Annotated in this window: 18 protein-coding genes; 7 read left to right on the forward strand and 11 right to left on the reverse strand. The window is 66.1% G+C overall.

All coding sequences use genetic code 11. The features are described 5' to 3' along the window. Nucleotides 1-3: 3 nt before the first annotated feature. From G3A50_RS08415 to G3A50_RS08430, 4 genes are all read right to left on the reverse strand, one after another. On the reverse strand, nucleotides 4-474 hold the full coding sequence (locus tag G3A50_RS08415) for a hypothetical protein (protein ID WP_163074818.1): 471 nt from the start codon (nucleotides 472-474) through the stop codon (nucleotides 4-6). 28 nt (nucleotides 475-502) lie between these two features. Then, on the reverse strand, nucleotides 503-1,876 hold the full coding sequence (locus tag G3A50_RS08420; RefSeq protein ID WP_163074819.1) for a hypothetical protein: 1,374 nt from the start codon (nucleotides 1,874-1,876) through the stop codon (nucleotides 503-505). 107 nt (nucleotides 1,877-1,983) lie between these two features. Beyond that, a complete protein-coding gene (locus G3A50_RS08425; RefSeq protein ID WP_163074820.1) occupies nucleotides 1,984-3,423 on the reverse strand; it encodes a hypothetical protein in 1,440 nt (479 codons plus the stop codon). A 7-nt stretch (nucleotides 3,424-3,430) separates the two neighbouring features. Beyond that, complete coding sequence (locus tag G3A50_RS08430) at nucleotides 3,431-3,685, reverse strand: hypothetical protein (protein WP_163074821.1); 255 nt, start codon at nucleotides 3,683-3,685, stop codon at nucleotides 3,431-3,433. A gap of 1,187 nt (nucleotides 3,686-4,872) precedes the next feature. Between G3A50_RS08430 and G3A50_RS08435 the strand changes: the two genes are divergently transcribed. Further along, nucleotides 4,873-8,223: a glycoside hydrolase 64/thaumatin family protein gene (locus G3A50_RS08435; protein WP_163074822.1), complete on the forward strand. Its 3,351-nt coding sequence runs from the start codon at nucleotides 4,873-4,875 to the stop codon at nucleotides 8,221-8,223. A gap of 28 nt (nucleotides 8,224-8,251) precedes the next feature. On the opposite strand, the gene G3A50_RS08440 is transcribed toward G3A50_RS08435, so the two are convergent. From G3A50_RS08440 to G3A50_RS08455, 4 genes are all read right to left on the reverse strand, one after another. Further along, complete coding sequence (locus G3A50_RS08440; RefSeq protein ID WP_246252256.1) at nucleotides 8,252-9,973, reverse strand: serine hydrolase; 1,722 nt, start codon at nucleotides 9,971-9,973, stop codon at nucleotides 8,252-8,254. A gap of 318 nt (nucleotides 9,974-10,291) precedes the next feature. Beyond that, complete coding sequence (locus tag G3A50_RS08445; RefSeq protein WP_163074823.1) at nucleotides 10,292-10,768, reverse strand: hypothetical protein; 477 nt, start codon at nucleotides 10,766-10,768, stop codon at nucleotides 10,292-10,294. A gap of 44 nt (nucleotides 10,769-10,812) precedes the next feature. Beyond that, on the reverse strand, nucleotides 10,813-11,088 hold the full coding sequence (locus G3A50_RS08450; RefSeq protein ID WP_163074824.1) for a S24 family peptidase: 276 nt from the start codon (nucleotides 11,086-11,088) through the stop codon (nucleotides 10,813-10,815). Next, nucleotides 11,058-11,696, reverse strand: a complete 639-nt coding sequence (locus G3A50_RS08455; protein ID WP_163074825.1) for a phosphoribosyltransferase family protein — start codon at nucleotides 11,694-11,696, stop codon at nucleotides 11,058-11,060. The genes G3A50_RS08450 and G3A50_RS08455 overlap by 31 nt, the downstream gene beginning before the upstream one ends. A 477-nt stretch (nucleotides 11,697-12,173) precedes the next feature. Here G3A50_RS08455 and G3A50_RS08460 point away from each other — a divergent pair, with 477 nt between their 5' ends. Next, on the forward strand, nucleotides 12,174-13,778 hold the full coding sequence (locus tag G3A50_RS08460) for an alpha-amylase family glycosyl hydrolase (protein WP_163074826.1): 1,605 nt from the start codon (nucleotides 12,174-12,176) through the stop codon (nucleotides 13,776-13,778). Between the two features lie 64 nt (nucleotides 13,779-13,842). On the opposite strand, the gene G3A50_RS08465 is transcribed toward G3A50_RS08460, so the two are convergent. After that, complete coding sequence (locus tag G3A50_RS08465) at nucleotides 13,843-14,430, reverse strand: cupin domain-containing protein (RefSeq protein WP_163074827.1); 588 nt, start codon at nucleotides 14,428-14,430, stop codon at nucleotides 13,843-13,845. A gap of 175 nt (nucleotides 14,431-14,605) precedes the next feature. On the opposite strand from G3A50_RS08465, the gene G3A50_RS08470 reads away from it, so the two are divergent. Beyond that, nucleotides 14,606-15,661, forward strand: a complete 1,056-nt coding sequence (locus tag G3A50_RS08470) for an LLM class flavin-dependent oxidoreductase (protein WP_163074828.1) — start codon at nucleotides 14,606-14,608, stop codon at nucleotides 15,659-15,661. Between the two features lie 7 nt (nucleotides 15,662-15,668). Here G3A50_RS08470 and G3A50_RS08475 read toward each other — a convergent pair whose 3' ends face one another. Both G3A50_RS08475 and G3A50_RS08480 read right to left on the reverse strand, forming a co-directional pair. Then, nucleotides 15,669-16,520, reverse strand: coding sequence for a prephenate dehydratase (locus tag G3A50_RS08475; protein ID WP_163074829.1), 852 nt, complete (start codon nucleotides 16,518-16,520; stop codon nucleotides 15,669-15,671). Continuing rightward, complete coding sequence (locus G3A50_RS08480; protein WP_163074830.1) at nucleotides 16,517-17,272, reverse strand: 3-deoxy-manno-octulosonate cytidylyltransferase; 756 nt, start codon at nucleotides 17,270-17,272, stop codon at nucleotides 16,517-16,519. The genes G3A50_RS08475 and G3A50_RS08480 overlap by 4 nt, the downstream gene beginning before the upstream one ends. Nucleotides 17,273-17,493: 221 nt before the next feature. Between G3A50_RS08480 and G3A50_RS08485 the strand changes: the two genes are divergently transcribed. From G3A50_RS08485 to G3A50_RS08500, 4 genes are all read left to right on the forward strand, one after another. Further along, nucleotides 17,494-18,147, forward strand: a complete 654-nt coding sequence (locus tag G3A50_RS08485; RefSeq protein WP_163074831.1) for a c-type cytochrome — start codon at nucleotides 17,494-17,496, stop codon at nucleotides 18,145-18,147. A gap of 180 nt (nucleotides 18,148-18,327) precedes the next feature. Further along, entirely contained in the window at nucleotides 18,328-20,250 is a 1,923-nt protein-coding gene (locus G3A50_RS08490) for an extracellular solute-binding protein (RefSeq protein ID WP_163074832.1), read from the forward strand. Continuing rightward, nucleotides 20,247-22,166 (forward strand): extracellular solute-binding protein, encoded by a 1,920-nt coding sequence (locus tag G3A50_RS08495; protein WP_163074833.1) that lies wholly within the window; start codon nucleotides 20,247-20,249, stop codon nucleotides 22,164-22,166. The genes G3A50_RS08490 and G3A50_RS08495 overlap by 4 nt, the downstream gene beginning before the upstream one ends. Nucleotides 22,167-22,308: 142 nt before the next feature. Then, nucleotides 22,309-23,418, forward strand: coding sequence for a microcin C ABC transporter permease YejB (locus G3A50_RS08500; RefSeq protein ID WP_163074834.1), 1,110 nt, complete (start codon nucleotides 22,309-22,311; stop codon nucleotides 23,416-23,418).

The following is a 23,418-nucleotide window of genomic DNA, read 5'->3' on the forward strand; positions in this document are numbered from 1 at the left end:
GGATTAGCGGCGGGTGCTGAGGGCAAGGCCACGCTTGCGGATGAAGAGGATGAGCAGGAGCAGCGACACCGCCCCGGCGGGACCGATGACGACGTAGCGCAGCCACAGGCCGCCAAGCGTCGTTGCGATCACCACAAGCGCGGTGAAGGCCAGCCAGGCGAACAGCAGCCATCCCGCCTCGGAGGCCGGCCCCGGCGGGGCGTAGCGTGTCTGCAATCCGCGCGTGACCGAGAGCTTGACGAAGAAAAACGGCACCAGCAGCGCAAGGAACAGCCCGCCCGCCACGATCACCTCGCCCGTCGACACCGGGCGCGGCAAGGCGAACAGCTCGCCGGAGAGCGATGGGGGAAAGGCGATTGCGGTCGAGGACGCCGGCGGCGGCGGGGAGGCCGCTGCGGGCGGCGCGGCGGGTGCGCCCTTGGGCGGCGGGATCCTGAAGTCGTTCTGGGCAAGAACAAGGGACGCGTCGGTCATGGGGCAACCTGCTGGGAACGGGTGGTTTTCATGAGAGGACGGAGGGTCTGCCGAAGGCGCGCCCTCGCACGATGTGCGCGCGGCCATCGCCGCCGGTGAGCGTCACCTGCTGGCCGGGACGCAGGCGCACCCGGTGCGCGGCGCCGGCGACGCGGACCAGGTGATCGCGCGGGCGGAGCAGCACGAGGGGGATGGCGGCGAGCCCGGCCAGCCCCAGCAAGAGCCCCGCCCCCGCGGCGTAGAGCGGCAGCGGCGAATAGTGGAACACCAGACGGAGCGGCACGCGCGAGACGGTGTGATCGACGCCGCGAAAGTCGAAGAAGATGGTCGGCAGCTGCTGCTCCACGAAGGCGCGGTGGCCCTCGCCCACCATCTCCCCGCCGAACACGGCGGCGGCCTTGGCGACAAAGCCGTCATCGAGGTCGAAGGTCAGATTCTGCAGCACGATCTTCAGGTAGCCATCGACGGTGACATCGGTGGTGAAGAGATTGGCGAACCCGTCGGGCTTTGGCGGACCAACAAGGTCCAGCGTCATCGTCATCGGTTCGGACAGCGCGCCCGCGGCGAGTTCACCGATGCGCGCCGAGCCGGCGACCGGCGTGCCGTCCGCCTCGTCCGTGTCCGCCCAGGAGGCGTTGAGCCGGGCGGACAGGATCTTCTTGGGGTAGGCGACGTTGCGGACCCGTCCGGTGAAGGTGATGGTCGAGCGGGCGCCGCCCGGCAGCCCATCGATGACCACGACATCCTGCTGCATCGACATCTGCGCGCCCTCGCCCACCGGCTGCGGCGTGATCAGGAGTTCCAGCGTCTGCGGCTCCAGCGGCTTCAGGAAGATCGGCGGGTCCGCAAACAGCGCGCGCAGCGGCGTGTCCGGCGCGACGATCACATCCAGCGCCTGCGCCGCCCGTGCGCCATAGGCGATGCCGTAGACGATGAAGCCGTTCTCAGCGAAGTTCGGCCCCTTCACCGGCATGCGCAGCGGGAAGGCGACCATGCGCGTCACATAGGGCGAGCTGCGCAGCAGGTCATAGAAGGCACGGGTGTTGGCCTCGACGTTGGGGTCGTTGTTCGGGGCGTTCTTGTTGTTGCTGAGCATCCAGATGACGCCCTCGCCGCCCTCCAGCAGCGTTCCGATCGTGGCCTTCAGAGCCCCGAGGAAATCGGCGTCGGCGTAGCGCCCATTGGGGCGACGCGGCACATCCACCGCGTGAAGCGCGGCCGCGATGCGATCGCGGTCATAGGGGCCGGCGAAGATGGTCGCGGGCGAGTGCTGGCCCGGAAGCTGGCCGTCCTGATTGAAGGTCGCGACCGTGACGGGCACGCCTTCCAGCCGCGACGCCTCGATCAGCGCCTCGGCGAGCTGGATGAATTGCGAGCCGCTGTCCTGGAAATACGGCTCCATCCAGCCGGAATTCTGGACCAGATAGACCTGCCGGACAGCGGCACCCTGGGATAGCGCTGGATACGTTAAAGCAACTAAAAGTTGTATTATGGAGACAAGAAAAACCTTCATCCCTCGCGCACCTCATACGTCCTTCCGGCACTGCTCACGATCAGGCAGCCGGGATCGCACAGCACCAGCAGGTCGAAGGGCGAGCGCAGGTTCAGCGTGATCCGGAACGGGTAGAGCTGGGCGTGGGAGTGCCAGTACAGCGTGCCGCGCCGGTAGACCTCCCCGGTCCCCGCCAGGAACGCGTCGACGTCATAGACATCCTCCACCAGGACGATCAGGCAGCCCTCGGTCGCCCCGCGCGGATCGGTTCCGAAGGCGACCGGCAGGATCAGCCTCCCCGCTCCGGCCTCGATCCGGAACGTCACCATGTCGTCGCTGGCGATCGAGGGGTAGAAGTCGCGGCCGTTGTAGCGCGCCCGCCCGGCGGCCAGGTGCGGCCCGTTCAGCGCCACGCTGCGCGACTTCGGCGTCAGGCTGGTGAACGCGTAATTCCCGTCGACGCGCGAGAGCGCGTACACCGTCTCCTCCACATCGCGCAGCATCGGCGCGCCGGGAATGAGCGCCTTGCCCTCGCCCAGCCGGTGCAGCCGCGCCACCCGTTCATTGTGTTCCAGGCTCAGATGGAGAAACGTGGTGCGCGCGCACCAGTAGACATCGGGCACCTGCGCGGAGTTCTGCACCGGCGCGGTGAACCGCTCCCCGGCCGCATCCGTCCCCGTATCGGCCTCGACCGGAATGTCCGCCGCCCAGCCGCCGGCCTCCATGTCGTAGATCGCGATCACCAGCCCTTCCGGGCGCTGGAGCGGAAACGCCAGATGGGCGTGCCCGAGGAGAGAGGGCGGCCCCCGGAAATGGGCCCCGGCGAAGCGCTCGATCTCCTTCACCACTCCGGGAATGCCATCAATGAGCCGGCAAATTATCGCGCTGTCCGCCAATACCATGGCGAAGCCCCGCGCGCCGCTCGCGATGGCGAAGGAGGTTTTTGGCCCGTCGAGCGGCACCATCTTGTCGAGCCAGGTCCATGTGCCGTCATCGCCTCGGAACAGCAGCTCGCCCTGGCTCGTCAGGCAGAACGGACGGCTTGGAGATCCGGCACGGAACAGCGCCGCCGCGCCCTTCGGAAGCTCGGCCGCGCGCCACTTGTTCACCGCCAGATCCAGCGGCACCGGAAGCACGTTGAAGCCATCCGCTCCGAGGCAGGGGAAACCCGAGAGCATTCCGTCCCCCGGCGCGCGGCTCAGCATGCGCCCGGTCTGCGGATCGACGCGGAACGAGGCTGGATAGGCCAGCCCGCCCTCCGAGCACGGCAGGTTGGCCAGATCGAGCCGCGGATCGCCCTGGTGGAAGAACTCACCGTTCCAGTGGAAACCCTTCGGCAGGCCGCGGCTGAACACCCACTCGATCGGCGGCTCTCCGGGAAGGGGCGAGGCGACGGGCCAGCTTTCGTCGGAAGGGTGGGTGTCGCGCGCGCGGATCGGCATGGGGTGGCTACTCATCGGGCGCTCACGGGATTGCGGCATAGCGGGTGACGGTCACATCGATGTCTCCCGAGAGCGATTTGAGGTCGAGCTGGCGCGCGCGCCGGAAGTCCAACCCCAGCGGCCGGTCGCCCGCGACGAGATAGACCTGGCCGTTCATCCGCAGCCTGAACGGACGGCTGGACTGCAGCGCGACGAAGGGACGGCTCCCGTCCGGCACCAGGTCCACCGGGGTCCAGGACGGCCTCACAATGACCGAGCGGACCTGCTCCGCGATCACGGGTGGGCGTGGCGGCGCCGGCGAGGGAGTGGGGGCGCGGGACGTGGACGCGGAGGGCCTGGGTACAGGCTGCGTCCCGGTTGCGCGCGCGCCTCCGGCGGTGGCGGCCTCCACCTCTTTCCCGACGGGCCCGGCCGTCCGCACGCTTCCATGAGAACTCAACCTAAGGATGCCGACCGCGACAGTCAGCAGCACGACGGCCGCGAGCCCTCCCCAGCGCCAGCGGCCCGCACCCTCTCGGGCTCGCGGCAGCAAAAGCGGGCTTTCGGCCCGTAGATCTCTTCCTTCGACAGTCTTTTTAATCTTCATTTCTGCCGGATTCGATCCTTTATCCGCCTCCTCCGGCTTCTTCGCTCGTATTCTCGCGACGATTGGCGGATCTGTCGCGTCGCCAACCACCAAATTTACATTGTCTTCAACTGACTCAGGCGCGTGCGCGGCATGTTGAGAACTGCCGCAATAGGGACAATAGGCAACGGAAAGCACAAGAGGCGACTGGCACTGCTCGCATCTCGTCTCATCACTACTCACGGCAACGTCTCCATAGAGGCGTTTTGACGAGCAGACTTCGCGAGCTGTCACGCGTCCACGGCCCCCACCACACGCTCTCAATTTCATAATAACTACGAATTTCCGGTTCGCGCTACATGAACGGAAAATTAAGCTTCATTTTTTGAGGTCACTGTCCTGCAGCGATCGCCTATAATTCGATCATACCAACACCCCATCGAATAGGGACGGCGATATACCGGAGGCGATATTTCGGTATTTCTCCATGTGCGCCGTCTTCAGCCAAGACGCCAAGAGCAGATGAATTTCGTTGCCGCGCTTTTCTTACCTAGTTTCCGCTTATTCATCTTCTCTGGAGAGATAGACATAAGTTATTGATTTTTAACAGATTTTATTACATACCCAACGAGACAACGCCGCGGATAGCCAGCCGCTGAGAGGCAACGATGACGCCGAAGCCATCGGCTCCGCACGGCGGATAGAGCGAGAACGACCAGCCTCGACGTTCCCGCGGCGGCAGGGCCTTTACACGTATAGGTTGCTTAAAAATCGGGCAGGGAGCCGGTCCGGCAATGCACCATCCCGGTGTCTTTGTTGTAAGCTCCCGGCAAATCGCGACGCTCCTTCATGCCCCTTGCGTGCGGAACGAGCGCGCGGTCGGCGAAGGAGGGTTTGGCGTGACGACGACCACCGAACTGAAAATCACCCTCACCGACGAGCTTCAGGACACCCTCAATGCCGGGGGCGCGGCGGTCTACGCCATCTATTTCAACCCGACCTCCGGCGCCCCGGTCATCCAGACCCTCTTTACCGGCGCCACCAGCGCCGGCCCGGCGACGGCGCCGATCACCGTCGATGTGCCGCTGACCCTCGATGTCGTCTCCGGCAAGGTCTATTTTCTGGTCCAGAGCCCGGTGGACGGCACGCTCGCCGATCCGACCACGTTCGTCGGTACCCAGTCGGATCTGAACTGGCAGTCGGCGGAGACCCACAATTACCGCTATGACAGCTTCGAGCTGACGATCGAGAACAATATCAACGACGCCGGCAACCTGTCGTCGGTGGAAGGTTATGGCCTGCCGATGAGCGTCGGCGTCAGCTATGGCGACGGCAGTTCGGCCTCGGTCGGCTACAACGTGTCCGGCAACGAGTTGTTTCACGCCCTCTCGACCATGGGCCAGGCTCAGACCGTCTTCCCCTACGCCACCACCGCGGGCGAGCCCGGCCTCACCGGCGACCGCGCGGGCCTGTCACCCAGCCAGTCGGTGGGCATCAAGAGCGCCGCGTTCACGGCCGGCGACTGGGACAGCTATGTCGACTATCTGAAGAAGATCGACCCGCAGACCCATGAGCCCAATGCGAACGCCATCCAGTTCGCCGGCTTCTTCGATGGCGCCAAGGATGCCAACGGCGTCTATCACAATGGTGGTTTCTACGCGTATGTCCTGGAATGGGACGAGAACAACGGCATCTTCTGGCTGTCGCCGACCGATGACAGCCAGGTGCGCGGCTATATCGCCATCACGCCCGAGCAGCTCGCCGGCAACATCTACGCCACCGAAGGCTATGTCGAGATCTATGAAAGCAAGAGCGACTACGCCAGCGGCGACGCGTACCACATCTACCTGAACACCTATACCTACATCGATTCCAGCGGGAAATCGGTGACCAATGACGACTTCATGGACGCGGCGGCGAACAACCAGTGGGGAGACATTCTCAAGGATCTCTTCACCGGCTTCACCGCCGGCTTCTACGGGATGACCGGCGTCGACGCGCAGGGCGGCCAGGTCGATCTCGACCAGAACTGGAACTGGGACCCGACCTATTCGTTCGGCGCCAATCTCGCCACGGGCGAGGCGCCGATCTACTACGACCCGTATTCGGCTTATTTCTTCGCCAATTCGAATTCCTACGGCTCCGGCTATTCCGACCAGCTGATGAGCCAGTATTCCGAAGGCGGCCCGCTGATTTCGCTGTACGACCCCAGCCTGGGCGGCAGCGTGACCTCCATCGCGATCACCATTTTCGACGATGACGAGACACCGACGGGCTACACCAAGCCGGTCATCTACAACTACATCGCGCCCGGCGCGGACGGTTACACGCCGCCCGAATACGACGCCAACTCCGCCGCCAACATTGTCCTGAACTTCGCCAACAGCGCGATGATCCTGGACGAGACCGTGGCCAGGATCACCTTCTCGTTCCAGACCGGCGATGCCTCCCATCCGTGGGCCAGCGTGACGATCGACGGCTCGATGGGCTCGCTGTGGCAAAACTGGGACATCGTGCAGGAGAAAGACGGCTCGTACTCCGCCGTCCCGCAGAATCCCGCCGGCATGCAGCCGGCCGGCACCATCCTCATCGGCAAGCTTCCCGTCGCCGATGACGGGGTGAGCCATTACAAGATCGAGGTGGGGGCGAACGATGGCCACGCCTCCAAGACCTTCAACCTCTACACCACCACCAATGCGGACGGGCTGTTCCTGGACCCGGCCTATGCCGGCCAGGCCGGCGCGATCGCGATCGACGGGCTGGCGACCGTGAGCGCGGCGCCGGCGACGCAGTACGTCAACACCTTCACCATCGACTTCCTTCCCTCGACGACGACGACGATCGACCCCTCGCTGCTGACGCGGGTGCAGAGCACCCTCGTGCCGTCCTCGGTCGTGGTCGGCCAGGTAACGGGCACCGATCCCTCCCCCTCGCCCCATGGCGGCGGGTTCACCGCGCTGGCGGGACAGGACGCGCTGAACGGCAATGTGGTGTCGAGCCAGCATGCCCAGCTCGGCTTCGGCTGGACCGGGCTGAACAATGCCACCGCCGCCTCGGCGTCCTGGATCTCGGGCTACACCAACAAGGTGGACGGCCAGTCCGTGGCGCTGGTCACCATCGCCGGCGCGGGCCTGGCTCCCGTCGCCCTGCTCGCCGACATTGACGGGCAATGGGTGTCGCAGGGCAAGAGCGAGATCGCGACCCTTGGCGAGGGCACCTACACGGTCACGATGCAGCAATACGCGGCCTCGGACACCGCCCATGCCCATCCGCTGACGCAGGTCAGCAGCAAGATGACCCTTACCATCGCCCTGAACGAGATGGACCTCGTCCTCGCGCCGGGCGGCGCGGGCGCGCAGCTGGTCGATGACGGCTCGGGCACTTCGGGCAACTGGATCCGGCTGGAAACCTCGGGTGCGGCGCTGGAGGCCGGCAGCAGCCTCGTCGCCTACGCGGTCAACGCCAATGGCGAGATGGTCAGCCGCGACGGGCTGGAGGCCGGTGCCAGCGTCACCTTGCAGGACGCCACGCTCGGCCATATCGGCGCCATTGCCGGCGATGACGGGTCATCCCTGATGTTCGGCGGCCAGTCGGTGCACCTCGGCGCCGGCCTCGAACTGCGCTTCGCCGAGATCGACGCCTCCGGACATGCGGATCTGTCGCCGGCTATGAATGTCAGCGCCACGCCGGATGGCGGCATCCAGTTCGCGCTGGACGGCTTCGTCCTGCAGGCCAGCGTCGAGAACAGCCTCGATGCCGCGGCCATGATCGCGGGCAACCAGCGCGCCTCGGACACGCCCTGGGTCTATCTCGAACATGGCGACCTGATCCAGTTCGAGATCGCCGGCTCCTCGGCCAATACCAACACGCTCGGCTTCGTGCGCATCGATGTCGACCCCGCGACCGGGGACTGGAGCGTGGGCGGCGTCGCCTATGGCGACACCGATGCCTTCCATGATGCGGTCCGGGGCGCGCTCGACGACGGCTTCCTCTACCAGCAGGGCGGAAATTTCCAGGTTACCGACGAATGGGAGGTGGCCGGGGCCAGCGGCTATTACGCGCCGGTGCTGCTCACCCAGGACGGCGAGACCTTCGTCATCGGCAACGCCAATGACGGCGGCAACGACTATATCCGCATGTTCGGCGAGAACACCTTCGGCATCGAGGATCTCACCGCGTCGGCGGGGTCCGATTTCGACTACAACGACATGGTCGTCCGTCTGCTCCCCTCCGAGGAGCTGCTGTCCTGACCATCCGCGCGCCGGCGGGCCCCGCTCCTCAGCGTGACCATGTGGCCATGCCGTTCGCGTCGAGATAGTCGACGGTGAACGACACCACCTTGCCATCCTTGACCACGAAGCCGAGCGAGGACAGCGAACCTTCAGTAGCGTTCTCGTCTCTCGGCGCCACCGAGAACGTGTCGCCATCCCAGTGCGTCATCGGCAGGGTGAAGTGGCCGGGCCCGACATGGAACACCAGCCCGCCGCCTTCGGCGCGGATCTCGGCCGGGCCGAAATAGTCGTTCTTGTAGGTGCCGACATAATCCGCCAGCGGGCGGGCGGGCTGCGCGTTGGCCGGCGGGCTCTTGCCGACGAGATCGCCGGCTGGGTCGTAATAGTGCATCAGCACGGGATGCATCAGGGCGTACCAGTCGCGGTGCAACACGCCGAACTGGGCAATGTCCATGAACTGGCTGGCGATGGCCTCGGCGGCGCCCACCGGGCCGGCATTGGTCAGCACCACGATGGCGAGGTTGGCCGAGGGGAGGAACTGCACATTGGTGGCCGCCCCCAGCGCGAACGCGCCGGAATGGCTCACCGCGGTCCGGCCATTGGCGTTGACGCCGACGCCGAAGCCATAGCCGTAGAAGCTCGAACGGGCATCCAGCGTGGCCGCCGGCCCGCTGAAGGCCTGCGGCCGCAGCGCCGGCACCAGCGCGGCCCTGCTGATCATCTCTTCCTTGCCGTCGCGTCCGCTCGCCAGCACCAGCTTCATCCACGCCGTCATGTCGTTGACGCTGGAGGACACGCCGCCGGCCGGCGCCTGCGCGTCCGCATTGCGCGTGTACAGCGGCTGGAAGCGCCCGCCGACCAGCGCGTGCAGGGTCGCGCGGTTGCGCCGTTCCAGGAAGTCGGCATAACGATAGCTGGTCGAGGCCATACCGAGCGGCTTGAACAGCGCCCGCTGCGCCAGGTTCTCCCAGGTCTCCCCCGATGCCTTCGCCACCGCCACCGCGCCGACGGTGATGCCGAAATTGGCGTAGTGATAGGAGGTGCGAAAGGCATCCAGCGGCAGCAGGTGCAGCCGCGTCAGGATTCCCCCCCGGTCCAGGCCGATGTCCTCCAGGTCGTCGCCCGCCGCCAATGGCAGCCCGGTGCGGTGGGCGTAGAAATCGCCGATGGTGGCGTTCTGCGTCACATAGGGCGAGGCGAGAGTGAAGTCCGGCAGGTACTTCACAACCTTGTCGTCCCACTTCACCACGCCGGCGGTCACCTGAATCGCGGCGATGGTGGCGGCGATGGGCTTGGAGAGCGAGGCGATCTGGAACACGGTGTCGGTGTCCACCGGCACGCCCTTGTCCTTCTCGCGCTCGCCGAACCCCTGCGCGAATACGGTCTTGCCCTCATACACCACCGCGACCGCCGCGCCGGGCACGCCGCTGCGCTTGAGAATATCGGTGATGGCGCCGGGCAGCGCCTCAAGGGCCTTCTCCACGCCGTGCGCGGCCATCGGCACCACGTCGTCGGGCGGGATCTCGCCGAGATCGAGCGGCACGACATCGAGCGCCGCCGCGCTGTCGGCGGCGGTCTGCGCCCGCGCCGATCCGGGAATCCCGGCCGCGATCAGCGCCATCAGGGCCACGCCCAGCCCCGCCCACCGCAGCACGCCGCGCGACGCGGTCAGGAACACCCCGCGCGAATCTGCCTCAAGAGCCGCCGCCGTGCCGGCACGACGTGTCGCGCCTGCCGCGCTCCGATCCTCGTTGTGTCCAGCCGCCATTCACCCGCTCCCCCGAAAGGCCTGAAGCCCATACTGCAATCTGCCCGACGATAACGCTTCAAGAGCGGGCTCATGTCCATCCATCTCGCGCCGCCATCCTCCCGCCGGCGCGTGCCCACGGCGCGGCACGCCGCGAGAAGGCCCGCACTGCACGCCTCGCTGAATGAAGACCCCTAAACCCGCAGAGGCGAGATTAGGTGGGACTCTGCGGGAACAAGCGGGACAAAGCGTTATGTGGCGGGCCGTAGGGGGCGCTCGCGGCGAGAGGAAGGCGAGCGGCCTCTCTCAAGAGGCTCTATAGGACACCGCTACCGCCTCTTAGAGCGGGTGGGCTGTGCTATCGAGGCCGGGTTTTGCGCTGGTATCGGGAATCGTCTCATCGATCTTCCCTCCGGCTTTCACGCGGCGGCCGATCATTTTCCCCAAGTCCAGCGCCTCTAGGCGTTCATCGGGGAAAACCATTCCACAGTATGTCTTCATGTTGCCATGGTCAGAGTCGTCGACCTTCGGCGAGCCGAGCCAGATAATCGCAACCCGCCATGCGCAGCTAAGTTTGCGATCCTTAACGACAACGTCGTTTCCATTCCACAACGTATAAGCAAGATTGCGCTGCGCCTGATAGTCGTTTCGAAATGCCTTCTTGTAGAGCGTACGAAATGACATCATGACGGATTCGCATTTTTTGATTTCCTGCTCAGATCCGGCGCAAAAGTGACGCATGAACTGATCTGCTTCGTGTGCCAGTGCCGGGATAGGCGCGGCTATGGCGAGGAGAACAGCAAGAAATCGCAGCATATTAGGCCTCTATAGCTTGTGACCGATCCAGTGGACGCGGCCGATCAGGCGGAAATGTTCGCCTTCCGGGCGGGCCGTTCCGGGAAGTTGTCGCGATTGTCTGAGATTATGATCAGCCGGCCAGGCTCACGCCGCAAGCGTTTCAGGAACGCTTCGTCGCCGACGGGGAGTGCATAGATCGAATTGTCGAGCACCTGGCCCCGTGTATCAGGTGAGACGTCCATCATCAGCGGGTCACCATGGTGGATCGTCGGCAGCCTGCTATCGCCTGACGCCTCGAGTACTCGCGCTAGAGGAAGCTCTCCGGTATCGGCTCCCACCGGCCGTCGCCGGGGCGGAACTGGGGTATGTGGCCCAGGCTGTGGATCAGAGCGCTGTCGGCGCCGAGGGTGGCCTGCCAGTCGCGGGCCTCGGTCAGGATCACGCCAACCCCGACCACCTCGCCGCCGGCCCGGCGCACCAGATCGATCGATCCCTTCAGGCTGGACCCCGACGCCACCACATCGTCGACCACCACCACCCGCCGCCCGGCAAGCAGCGGGATCATGCGGCGGTCAAGCAGCAGGCGCTGCTCACCCTTCGAGGTAATCGAGGAGATCGTCTGCACCAGCGCGTCCTGCAGGTGCACCTTGGGAGACTTCTGCAGGATCACATAGTCGTCCAGCCCGAGCGCGCGACTGACCTCGATGGCAATGGGAATACCGAGCGTGGCGGCGCCCACCACCACGTCCGGCCGCAGCGGGCGCAGCCGCTCCGCCAGGCGGGTGCCGACAAAGGTGCCGAAGGCCACCCCGAGGTCGATCACCATCATCAGCGAGATCGCGAAATCCGGCCGGATCGGCACGATCGGCAGCGCGACGTCCCGGCCATCGACATCGACGGTCCAGCTCTGGACGTCACGCGCGGGGGACGTGGTTCCCATGGGCATTCAGGTGGCTCCTTCGCGCTGGCGGCCCGGCGCCGCGACGGGGCCCGGTTCGGGTGACGCGCCCGACATTCGCCTTGTGGCCCAGCGCGGCGTCGGTTTCCAGCGCCGCCTTGGTTTTCGCGCCCGATTCCGCTCGGGGAAAACACGTATGAAATGCTCACTCAGTCATGGATTCGACACGTTCCTGTTGGTTAGCTTAGGGTATTCCGATCCACACCACGGTGCGGCGGAGCGTCTTCTGCAGTTGCCGCCGGTGCAATTGTCCCCGAAGTCCGTCTGAACCCATCCGCCGATCGACGAAACAGCGCTGCCCGCGCCTGTCTTGCGACGGATCGGGGAACCTCGGGCCCGCCAGAAGCGTTCCTCTCATCAACCCTCACGTTTTTCACGGTTCACGCGCTTCCCCCAAATTTCCCGACATCCGCACAGCGTCGATAACGAACCAGGCGGTCGGCCGCCTGAAGGAGAAACTGGTCTATGAACGCCAAATGGTGGCAGCGCGGCATTTTCTACCAAGTCTATCCGCGCTCGTTTCAAGACACCACGGGCAACGGCGTCGGCGATCTGGAGGGCATCCGGCAGCGGCTCGACTATCTGGTCGAGCTGGGAGTCGATGCGATCTGGATCTCGCCCATCTATCCTTCTCCCATGGCCGACCATGGCTATGACGTGTCGGATTATTGCGGCATCGACCCTGTCTTCGGCGATTTCGAGACCTTCGACCGCATGGTTGAGGACGTGCACAATCGCGGCCTCAAGCTGGTGCTGGACTTCGTGCCCAACCACACCTCGGAACAGCACCCCTGGTTCCAGGAGAGCTGCTCCTCGCGCGATAACCCCAAGCGCGACTGGTACATCTGGCGCGACCCCGCTCCCGATGGCGGGCCGCCGAACAACTGGGTGAGCTATTTCAGCGGTTCGGGCTGGACCTTCCACGAGCCGACCGGCCAGTACTATTACCACGCCTACCTCAAGGAGCAGCCGGACCTGAACTGGCGCAACCCCGAGGTGCGCGAGGAAATGCACAATGTGCTGCGCTTCTGGATGAAGCGCGGCGTGGACGGCTTCCGCGTCGACGTGATCTGGCACCTGATCAAGGACGCGCTGTTCCGCGACGATCCCCCGAACCCGGACTACAAGCCCGGCGACCCGGAAAACATGCGGCTGCAGCAGGCCTATTCCGCCGACCAGCCGGAGGTCCATCCGGTTATCGCGGGCCTGCGCCGTGTGGTCGACGAATATCCCGACCGCATGCTGATCGGCGAGATCTACCTGCCGGTGGCCCGGCTGGTCACCTATTATGGCGAGAATCTCGGCGGGGCGAACCTGCCGTTCAACTTCCAGCTCATCAGCGCCAGCCGGCACGCCAAGGATCTAGCCAAGATCATCATGGACTACGAGGCGGCGCTTCCGCCCGGCGGCTGGCCGAACTGGGTGCTGGGCAATCACGACCAGCCCCGCATCGCCTCGCGCATGGGGCCGGAGCTGGCACGCATCGCCGGCATGCTGCTGCTCACCCTGCGCGGCACGCCGACCATGTATTACGGCGACGAGCTGGGCATGGAGGACGTGCAGATTCCCAAGCGCGCCACTCAGGACCCGTGGGAGCTCAACGAGCCCGGCATCGGCGTCAGCCGCGACCCGGAGCGCACCCCGATGCAGTGGGACGCCTCGCCCCATGCCGGCTTCACCACCGCCACGCCCTGGCTGCCGGTGTCGCCGGACTATGTGCGGCAGAACGTGGCCGCGCTCGACGCCGACCCGCGCTCCATCCTCACCATGTATCGCCGGCTTATCGCGCTGCGCCGCTCGCACGCCTGCCTGGAGATGGGCACCTACCGCACCATCTCCGACGAGGACGACGTGCTGGTCTATCTGCGCGAGAATGACGGCGAACGGGTGCTGGTGGCGCTCAACCTGAGCGACGAGACGCAGGAATTCACCCTGCCCGAGGACATGCGGGCCTGCCGCATCCTGCTCTCCACCCGGATGGACGACCCCGAATTCGCCGAATCCCGCCTCCGGCTGCGCCGGCATGAAGGGGTGCTGATCGAGATCGAGGCGGAAGCCGCGCCCGCGTGAGCCGGCCGGATCGACGGACGCGTCGCGGGTGTCGGGAGTGCCGGCGCCCGGAGGGTAGCGACCTTCAGAAGGTGGGCGGGGTGTTGATCCACACCGCCCGCATCCGCGTGGTGCCGGGATTTCGGTAGGCGTGCGGAAGGTCGGAGGGGAAATAGAACGAATCCCCGCCGCTCAGCTGGTAGACCTCACCGTTGACCGTCAGTTCGAGTTCGCCCTCGATGATGAATCCCACTTCCTCGCCACGGTGGTGAAGCGACCCATTGGTGTGACCGCCGGGCTCGATGACCACGAGGAACCCCTCCAGCAGCCGGCCTTCGGCGGACGGCACCAGTATTTCCGCCAGCACGCCCTCCCCGCCGGCGGCCTTGGCGTGGCCGATGACGCGGCGCTGCCCGTGCCGCATGACGGTCACCGGGTCGACCGCCGGGCCGCTCAGCAGCGAGGACACGCTCAGCTCCAGCGCATGGCACAGCCGGTGCAGCGTGGTGAGCGAGGGCACGGCGCGCTCGTTCTCGATCTTCGACAGCATGCTCTCCGAGCAGCCGGCGCGCCGGGCGACGTCCTTCAGGCGCAGGTGATTCAGCAGCCGCGCATGCTTCAGACGGGCGCCGACGCGCAGCGGCAGATCGGGAGCCGGCTTCTCATTGGACACGGCGGACATCTTCCTGTGCGGCGTACCGGCTTTGGGGCATGGCCCTCATAGCCGTCGGGCCGGCCGCGCGCAACGTGGCCGCGCCGCCCGCGCCGGGCGCGGATCCGCCTCATTCAAGTAACTTGAACAAGGTGCAATATTCTTATACCCTTCGGGCATGTGAGGAGCCCCCGCCATGACCCGTCCCCTCGATCTTGGAATCTTCCTGCCCAACGCCAAGGGTGGCGCCATCATGGCCACCGGTTCGCCTCCCCAGTATTTTCCCAGCTGGGAGCTGAACCGCAAGAATGCCCTCATCGCCGAGGGCGCGGGCTTCGACTTCCTGCTTTCCATGGTCAAATGGCGCGGGTTCGGCGGCGAGACCAACCATTGGGACTATTCGCTGGAATCCTTCACGCTGATGGCGGCCTGCGCCGCGGTCACCTCGCGGATCCAGCTCTACGCCTCGGTCGCCATCCCCACCGTTCATCCCGGCGTCATCGCCAAGATGGTCGCCACCATCGACGACATCAGCCAGGGCCGCTTCGGGCTGAACATCGTCAGCGGCTGGAACAAGATGGAATACGCCCAGATGGGGCTGTGGCAGGGCGACGACTATTTCGCGCGCCGCTACGAATACGCCGCCGAGTATCTGGAGGTTCTCCAGCGCCTGTGGACCGAGGACCGCGTCACCCATCACGGCGCGTTCTTCGCGCTCGACGACTGCAAGTCCTATCCCAAGCCCTCACGCCGCATCCCGCTCATCTGCGCCGGCCAGTCCGACCGCGGCATCGCCTTCACCTCCCGCCACGCCGATTTCGGCTTTCTCGGCGGGCAGGATGACAGCCTGGAGGATCTGGGCCGGCTGAACGCACGCCTGCAGACCTCGGCGCAGGGATTCGGGCGCGAGGTCGGTGCCTATGTGCTGCTCACCGTGATCGCCGAGGAAACCGACGAGCAGGCGCAGGCCAAGCGCGACCATTTCATCGCCACCAGCGACCGCGAGGCCATGGCGGAATGGGCGCGGGTGGCCGGAATGGACTTCTCCCGCGCCACCTACAAGGACCTCGCGGTCCAGACCTTCATGGCCATCCCCTATGTCGCCGGCTCCTACCAGAGCGTCGCCGACTATCTCGACGGACTCGCCGAGAATGGGCTGGCCGGCGTCTGCTTCATCTTTCCCGATTACGAGACCGATCTGCAGCGCCTCATCGACAGGGTGCTGCCGCTGATGAAGCACCGGCGCGCCTAGCCCCTCGTCAGGCCTGCAGCGCGATGCGGTAGGGGTGCGCGGGGTAGACCCCGAGGATGCGCACTTCCTTGGAGAAGAAGCTGAGTTCTTCCAGCGCGTTCTTCACCCCGACATCGTCGGGGTGGCCGTCGACATCGGCGTAGAACTGGGTGGCGAAGAACTCGCCGTCGAGCTGGTAGGATTCCAGCTTGGACATGTTCACGCCGTTGGTGGCGAAGCCGCCCAGCGCCTTGTAGAGCGAGGCGGGCACGTTGCGCACCCGGAACACGAAGGTCGTCACGGTCGGCCCGTTGCCGGCGGGCGCCCAGTCCGCGTCCTTCGAGAGGATGATGAAGCGCGTGGTGTTGTGCGCCTCGTCCTCGATGTTCTCGGCGATGATATCGAGGCCGTAGATCTCGGCGGCGAGGCGCGAGGCGATGGCGGCCACGGCCGGGTCGCCGTTCTCGGCCACCAGCCGCGCCGCGCCGGCGGTGTCGGCGCCCACGACCGACTTCAGCCCCAGCTTGCGGATGATGTTGCGGCACTGGCCGAGCGCCATCACATGGCTGGTCACGGTGTTCACCGTGGCAAGGCTCGCCCCCTTCACCGCCATCAGCTGGTGGGAAATCGGCAGGAAGAACTCACCCACGATGTTGAGGCCGGAAGTCGGCATCAGATGGTGGATGTCGGCGACGCGGCCGGCGACCGAGTTCTCGATCGGGATCATGCCCAGATCCGCCTCGCCGGTCTGCAGCGCCGCGAAGGCGTCCTCGAAGGTGGCGCAGGGCACCACCACATGGTCGGGAAACACATCGAGGCAGGCGATGTGGGAATTGGCGCCGGGCTCACCCTGGAAGACGATGGTGCGGTTTTTTCTCATTTGGACGTCCTCGGCTCGGCGGCGAGTATCGCCCTCGCCTTCTCAAGATCATGGGGGGTGTCGACGCCCAGCGGCACCGTGTCGACCACGGCGACATCGATGCGCATGCCCGCCTCCAGCGCGCGCAGCTGCTCCAGCTTCTCGCGGCTCTCCAGCACCGAGGGCGGCAGCGCGACGAAGCGCTCCAGCGCCCGGCGGGTATAGGCATAGAGCCCGATGTGATGGAACAGCGGCCCCTCGCCATAGGGGGCCGTGGCGCGTGTGAAGTACAGCGCGCGCTGGCGGCCGGGCGACAGAGGGCTGCCCACCACCTTCACCACATTGGGGTTGGTGCGCTCGTCCTCCAGCGTGATCCGCGCGGCCAGCGTGCCGATATCCACACCCGGATCGTCCAGAAGCGCGAGCGCGGCGCGGATCAGGTCCGGATCGATGGTCGGCAGGTCGCCCTGCACGTTGACGATGCGCGTCACGGCGCCGGCGGGGTCGACATGGCCCAGCGCCTCGAAGATTCGGTCGGAGCCGGAAGCGTGGTCGGCGCGGGTCATCACCACCGCGAATCCCGCCGCCTCGACCGCCCGCGCGACGCTTTCATCGTCGGTTGCGACCACGACACGGCCTATACCTGCCGCGACGGAACGCCGCGCCACCTCCACGATCATCGGCCGGCCGCCGACATCGGCGAGCGGCTTGCCGGGCAGGCGGGTGGAGGCCATGCGGGCTGGAATCAATATAAGAGTGTCCGATGTGGACATTTTTCAGTGCCTTGTCGGTCGTGCGCGATCAGACCGCGCCCGCCGCGAGTGGCGAAACGTAGCAACCGCGGCGCGGCTTATACGGGTTGCACGCCAACCGTCAAAATGATTAGTTCCGCGCGCCATTGGCGGCGGCATAACGCGGCTGTTACAGTGCGTTGAGGGTGTGGTGGGGCCGGCCGGACGGTCCGTCGCGCCGGCTGGAGGGAGCTAAAGTTTCGATGGACAGCTTCGAGCTGAACAAGATCGCTGGAGCCGTACTGGGCGTTTTGACCTTCACGCTCGGGCTGAACGTCTTCGCCGACATATTGTTCTCCACCCATGCGCCGGAGAAGCCCGGCTTCGAAATCGTGGTCGAGGAAAGTTCCAGCGGCTCGGCCCAGGCCGCGGCGCCGGCCGAGGTGCCGATTGCCGACCTCCTGGCCACCGCGAGCGTCGAGAAGGGCGCGAACCAGGCCAAGAAGTGCGCCGCCTGCCACAATTTCCAGGAAGGCGCCGGCGCCAAGGTCGGCCCGGACCTGTATGGCGTGGTCGGCCGCCCGGTCGCCAGCGCGCCCGGCTTCGCCTATTCGGACGCGCTCAAGGCCCATGGCGGCACCTGGACGTTCGAGCAGCTCAGCCAGTTCATCGCCAGTCCGAAGAAGGACATTCCGGGCACGGCGATGGGCTTTGCCGGCATCGCCAAGGAGAGCGACCGCGCCGACCTTCTGGTCTATCTGAACACGCTGTCGCATGACCCGTTGCCGCTGCCCAAGCCGGGCGAGGCGGAAGCCCCCGCCGGTGACGCGCCGGCTGCGGCCCCGGCGGAAGGCGCGGCTCCGGCCGCTCCCGCGGAAGGCTCGGGCGCGACGCCTGCGGCTCCCGCGACGCCCTGACGGCATGACACGGGCGCCCGGTCGCGAAACGCCCGTCCCCCCTTCCCCTTTCACGATCACGTCAGGCCGGTGGCGCTTCGCGCCCCGGCCTTATTCTTTTCGGAACGTAACTGTTCATAATCCTCGGCGCACGGTCCTTGGTCACGCGGGCCGTGCTGTTGCGCCAACAAGGATACGTGCATGACGCTCCGCCCCGCCGCCCAGCGCCCCCATACCCGCAACGCCGCCCGTGTCTTGGTGGTTGCCGCCGCCCTGCTGGGCGTGTGCCTGGCCGTGCTGCCCGCCCGCGCGCAGGACGCAGCCCCTCCCGCCGCCGCCGCGTCCCAGCCCGCCGCCCCGCAGTGGCGCCACGGGCTGTCGCTGCTCGGCGAGCCGAAATACCCCGAGGGCTTCGCCCATTTCGACTATGTGAACCCCGACGCGCCCAAGAGGGGCCTGCTGCGGCTGTCGGTCGACGGCACCTTCGATTCGCTCAACGACATCATCACCCGCGGCACGCCGGCCGCCGGCATGCAGCTGATCTACGACACGCTGATGGCGCCCGCCTCCGACGAGGTGGCGACCGAGTACGGCCTGCTTGCCGAGGCGGTGAGCTACCCCGCCGACTTCGCTTCCGTGACCTACCGCCTGCGGCCCGAGGCGAAGTGGCATGATGGCCAGCCGGTAACGGCGGACGACGTGGTGTGGTCGTTCGAGACGCTGATCAAGAATAACCCGCGCCAAGCCTACTACTACAGCCACGTCAAATCGGTGGCGAAGACCGGCGAACGCGAGGTCACGTTCACCTTCGACCAGGCGGGAAACCGCGAGCTGCCGCAGATCGTCGGCCAGCTGCGCGTGATGCCCAAGCACTGGTGGACCGCCAACGACGCCAGCGGCAAGCCCCGCGACATCGGCCAGAGCACGCTTGAGGCCCCCCTCGGCTCGGGCCCCTACCGGGTGAAGGAAATTTCCCCCGGCCGCTCAATCTCGTTCGAGCGCGTGCCGGACTACTGGGGCGCGACGCTGCCGGTGAACATCGGCTCCAACAATTTCGACGAGCAGCGCTACGAGTATTTCCGCGACTCGACCGTCGAGCTGGAGGCCTTCAAGGGCGACCAGTACGATTTCCGCGTCGAGACCTCGGCCAAGGACTGGGCCACGGCCTATGATTTCCCCGCGGTGAAGGAAGGCCGGGTGGTGCTTGAGGAGTTCCCGATCCGCTCCTCCGGCTCCATGCAGGCCTTCATCCCCAATCTCCGGCGCGAGAAGTTCCAGGACCAGCGGGTACGCCGCGCGCTGAACTACGCGCTCGATTTCGAGGGCATGAACCGCACCCTGTTCTACGGCCAGTACAAGCGCACCACGAGCTTCTTCCAGAACACCGAGCTTGCTTCCTCCGGCCTGCCGACCGGCGAGGAGCTGGCGATACTGGAGAGCGTGAAGGACAAGATCCCCGCCAGCGTGTTCACCACGCCCTATGAGAACCCGCCCGAGGGCGGGGAGAACGGGCGCCGCGCCAATCTGCGCGCGGCGATGCAGCTGCTGCGCGAGGCCGGCTACGACATCAAGGGCGGCAAGCTGGTGAACGCCAAGGGCGAGCCCTTCACCATCGAGTTCCTTATCGCCAGCCCCGCCTTCGAGCGCGTGGTGCTGTTCTACAAGCCGGCGCTGGAGCGGCTCGGCATCACCGTCACGGTGCGCCAGGTCGACACCTCGCAGTACATCAATCGGCTGCGGGCGCGGGACTACGACATGATCATCACCGGCTGGGGCCAGTCGCTCTCGCCGGGCAATGAGCAGCGCGATTTCTGGGGCTCGGCGGCCGCCGACCAGCAGGGATCGAGCAACTATGCCGGCATCAAGGACCCCGGCATCGACCTGCTGATCGAGAAGGTGATCTACGCCCGCGACCGCGACGAGCTGATCGCCGCCACCCACGCGCTGGACCGCGTCCTGCTGGCCCATGACTACGTCATCCCCAGCTGGACCTACCCCAACATCCGCACCGCGCGCTGGAACCGCTTCGCCCACCCCGCCGAGCTGCCGAAATATTCCTTCGGCTTCCCCGACATCTGGTGGTGGGACGCGGAGAAGGCGGCCAAGACCGGGGGCGCCCAGTGAGCGGCCGGGGCGGGCGCATCAGCCGTCGCGCGCTCCTGGCGCTCGGCGGCGCGGCCGGCGCGGCGCTGCTGCGGCCCCGCCCGCTGGCGGCGCAGGAGGCCGGCGCCACGCCGCCGGCGACCACCACGCCCGCCAGCGCGTTCCCCAGCGGCGAGCGCCATGGGCTTTCAGCCTTCGGCGACCTCAAATACCCCGCCGACTTCGCCCATTTCGACTATGTCGACCCGGCCGCCCCGAAAGGCGGGGTATTCTCGCAGGTCGGCCCGACGGCGGCGTTCAACCAGTCGTTCCAGACCTTCAACTCGCTCAACGGCTACATTCTCAGCGGCGACGGCGCGCAGGGTATCGACCTCATCTTCGATTCGCTGATGGTGCGCGCCGTCGACGAGCCCGACGCGGTCTATGGCCTGCTGGCGAAGGGCGTGACCATCTCGCATGAGGGCACGCAGTACCGCTTCCGCCTGCGCCCCGAGGCGCGCTTCCATGACGGCTCGGCGCTCACGGCGCAGGACGTCGCCTTCTCGCTGAACATCCTGAAGACGAAGGGTCACCCCGTCATCGCGCAGAACCTGCGCGACATGGAGGGCGCCGAAGCCGAGGCCGATGATGTCGTCCTGGTGCGCTTTGTGCCAGGTCGCGCGCGCGACGTGCCCCTCTTCGTCGCCTCGCTGCCGGTGTTCTCCAAGGCCTATTACAGCGTGCAACCGTTCGACCAGAGCACGCTGGACATCCCGCTTGGCTCGGGCCCCTACAAGGTCGGTCCCTTCGAGGCCGGCCGCTTCATCGCCTATGAGCGGGATCCCGACTATTGGGGCGCGGCGCTGCCGGTGAACACCGGGGTGAACAATTTCGACACCCTGCGCTACGAGTATTTCCGCGACCGCGAGGTCGGCTTCGAGGCCTTCAAGGCGAAGGTCTATCTGTTCCGCCAGGAATTCACCGCCCGCAGCTGGGCCACCGGCTATGATTTCCCCGCGCTGAGGGAAGGCAAGGTGAAGCGGGTCGTGCTGCCCGACACCACGCCCTCAGGCGCGCAGGGCTGGTTCCTCAATCTGCGTCGCCCGCAATTCGCCGATCCACGCGTGCGCGAGGCGCTGTCCTATGCCTTCGATTTCGAGTGGACCAACAAGAACCTGATGTTCGACGCCTACAAGCGCACGACATCGTTCTTCGAAAATTCGGACCTGGAGGCCCAAGGGCCGGCCGGCCCGGAAGAGATCGCGCTGATTGAGTCCCTTGGCGACAGGCTCTCGGCCGAGGATGTCGCGGTCCTCAAGGCCCCGCCCTGGTCGCCGCCGGTTTCCGACGGCTCGGGGCAGGACCGCGCGCTGCTGCGCAAGGGCACCCGTCTGCTGCACGAGGCGGGATGCCGGATCGAGAACGGCCGCCTGCTCAGCCCCGACGGCACGCCCGTCACCATCGAGTTCCTCGACGACGAGAACGGGCTGGAGCGGCACACCATGCCGTTCATCAAGAATCTGGCCGTACTCGGCATTGCCGCGCATTTCCGCCTCGTCGATTCGCCGCAGTATCAGCGCCGGCTCAACACCTTCGATTTCGACGCCACGGTGCGCCGGTTCTCGGTCTCCACCGTGCCGGGCGAATCGCTGCGCAACTATTTCGGTTCGCGCGCGGCCGCCACGCCCGGCTCCAACAACCTGTCGGGTATTTCCGATCCGATCGTCGACCTCATGATCGATCAGGTCATCGCCGCCGACACCCGGCCGAAGCTGCGCACCGCCTGCCGGGTGCTGGACCGCCGGCTGCGCGCGGGGCGCTACTGGGTGCCGCAATGGTACTCCGCCGAGTTCCGCATCGCGTTCTGGGACGAATTCAACTGGCCCAGCGCCCCGCGCCCGGGTTATGCGCGCGCCATTCCCGACATCTGGTCGGCGCGCACCCGCCAGGCCGGGTAGACCCGCCGCCCACGACGCTTCCGTGCTATAGCTCGGGTGCCAAAACGGATCGACCTAACAGGACGTTAAGTTGACGCGGGTGCGCACCGCCGCCACCCTGTGCACCGCTTGCCGAGCTTTCCGGCGGAGGAAACCCGATCGCATGCTTGCCTATGTCATCCGTCGCCTCGCGCTGATGGTGCCGACCATCATCGGCATCATGATGATTTCCTTCGCGGTGGTGCAGTTCGCCCCCGGCGGTCCGGTGGAGCGGGTGATCGCCCAGATCACCGGCCAGGGGGGTAACGCCACCGATCGCATCGCCGGCTCCAGCGGTGGGGATTTCGGCAATCTGGGACAGGGGGGCCCGACAGGGGACCCCGTCAGCTCCAAATATCGCGGCGCTCAGGGCCTCGACCCCGCGTTCATCCGCCAGCTCGAAAAGCAGTTCGGCTTCGACAAGCCAGCCTATGAGCGCTTCGGCAAGATGATGTGGGACTATGCCCGCTTCGACTTCGGCCAGTCCTATTTCCGCGACGTCTCGGTGATCCAGCTCATCAAGGAGAAGATGCCGGTCTCGATCTCGCTCGGGCTGTGGATGACGCTGATCACCTACACCATCTCGATCCCGCTCGGCATCGCCAAGGCGGTGCGCGACGGCTCGCGCTTCGATGTGTGGACCTCGGCGGTCATCATCATCGGCTATGCCATTCCCAGCTTCCTGTTCGCGATCCTGCTGATCATCCTGTTCGCCGGCGGCTCGTTCTTCTCGTGGTTCCCGTTACGAGGACTGACCTCGGACAATTGGGAGCAGATGAGCTGGGGGGCGCGCATCCTCGACTATTTCTGGCATCTCATCCTGCCCGTCACCTCGATGGTGCTGGGCGCCTTCGCCACCATGGCGCTGCTGACCAAGAACTCGTTCCTGGACGAGATCCGCAAGCAGTATGTGGTGACGGCGCGAATGAAGGGGCTATCGGAACGGGCGGTTCTGTACCGCCACGTATTCCGCAACGCGATGCTGATCATCATCGCCGGCTTTCCCGGCGCGTTCGTCGCCGCCTTCTTTTCCGGCTCGCTGCTGATCGAGACCATCTTCTCGCTCGACGGTCTCGGCCTGCTCGGCTTCGAGAGCGTGCTCAACCGGGATTATCCGGTGGTGTTCGCCAACCTCTACATCTTCTCCCTGGTCGGCCTGCTGGTGAACCTGCTCTCCGATCTGACCTACACCTGGGTCGATCCGCGCATCGACTTCGAGACGCGGGACGTCTGA

The sequence above is a fragment of the Ancylobacter pratisalsi genome (assembly GCF_010669125.1).
In the GTDB taxonomy this organism is placed as follows: domain Bacteria; phylum Pseudomonadota; class Alphaproteobacteria; order Rhizobiales; family Xanthobacteraceae; genus Ancylobacter; species Ancylobacter pratisalsi.

Bases quoted from the DNA above. Each gene is read 5' to 3' on its own strand.
- G3A50_RS08415 (WP_163074818.1), bottom strand. From the start codon at position 474: ATGACCGACGCGTCCCTTGTTCTTGCCCAGAACGACTTCAGGATCCCG.
- G3A50_RS08420 (WP_163074819.1), bottom strand. From the start codon at position 1,876: ATGGAGCCGTATTTCCAGGACAGCGGCTCGCAATTCATCCAGCTCGCC.
- G3A50_RS08425 (WP_163074820.1), bottom strand. From the start codon at position 3,423: ATGAGTAGCCACCCCATGCCGATCCGCGCGCGCGACACCCACCCTTCC.
- G3A50_RS08440 (WP_246252256.1), bottom strand. From the start codon at position 9,973: ATGGCGGCTGGACACAACGAGGATCGGAGCGCGGCAGGCGCGACACGT.
- G3A50_RS08445 (WP_163074823.1), bottom strand. From the start codon at position 10,768: ATGCTGCGATTTCTTGCTGTTCTCCTCGCCATAGCCGCGCCTATCCCG.
- G3A50_RS08455 (WP_163074825.1), bottom strand. From the start codon at position 11,696: ATGCCCATGGGAACCACGTCCCCCGCGCGTGACGTCCAGAGCTGGACC.
- G3A50_RS08460 (WP_163074826.1), top strand. From the start codon at position 12,174: ATGAACGCCAAATGGTGGCAGCGCGGCATTTTCTACCAAGTCTATCCG.
- G3A50_RS08470 (WP_163074828.1), top strand. From the start codon at position 14,606: ATGACCCGTCCCCTCGATCTTGGAATCTTCCTGCCCAACGCCAAGGGT.
- G3A50_RS08475 (WP_163074829.1), bottom strand. From the start codon at position 16,520: ATGAGAAAAAACCGCACCATCGTCTTCCAGGGTGAGCCCGGCGCCAAT.
- G3A50_RS08480 (WP_163074830.1), bottom strand. From the start codon at position 17,272: ATGTCCACATCGGACACTCTTATATTGATTCCAGCCCGCATGGCCTCC.
- G3A50_RS08485 (WP_163074831.1), top strand. From the start codon at position 17,494: ATGGACAGCTTCGAGCTGAACAAGATCGCTGGAGCCGTACTGGGCGTT.
- G3A50_RS08490 (WP_163074832.1), top strand. From the start codon at position 18,328: ATGACGCTCCGCCCCGCCGCCCAGCGCCCCCATACCCGCAACGCCGCC.
- G3A50_RS08500 (WP_163074834.1), top strand. From the start codon at position 22,309: ATGCTTGCCTATGTCATCCGTCGCCTCGCGCTGATGGTGCCGACCATC.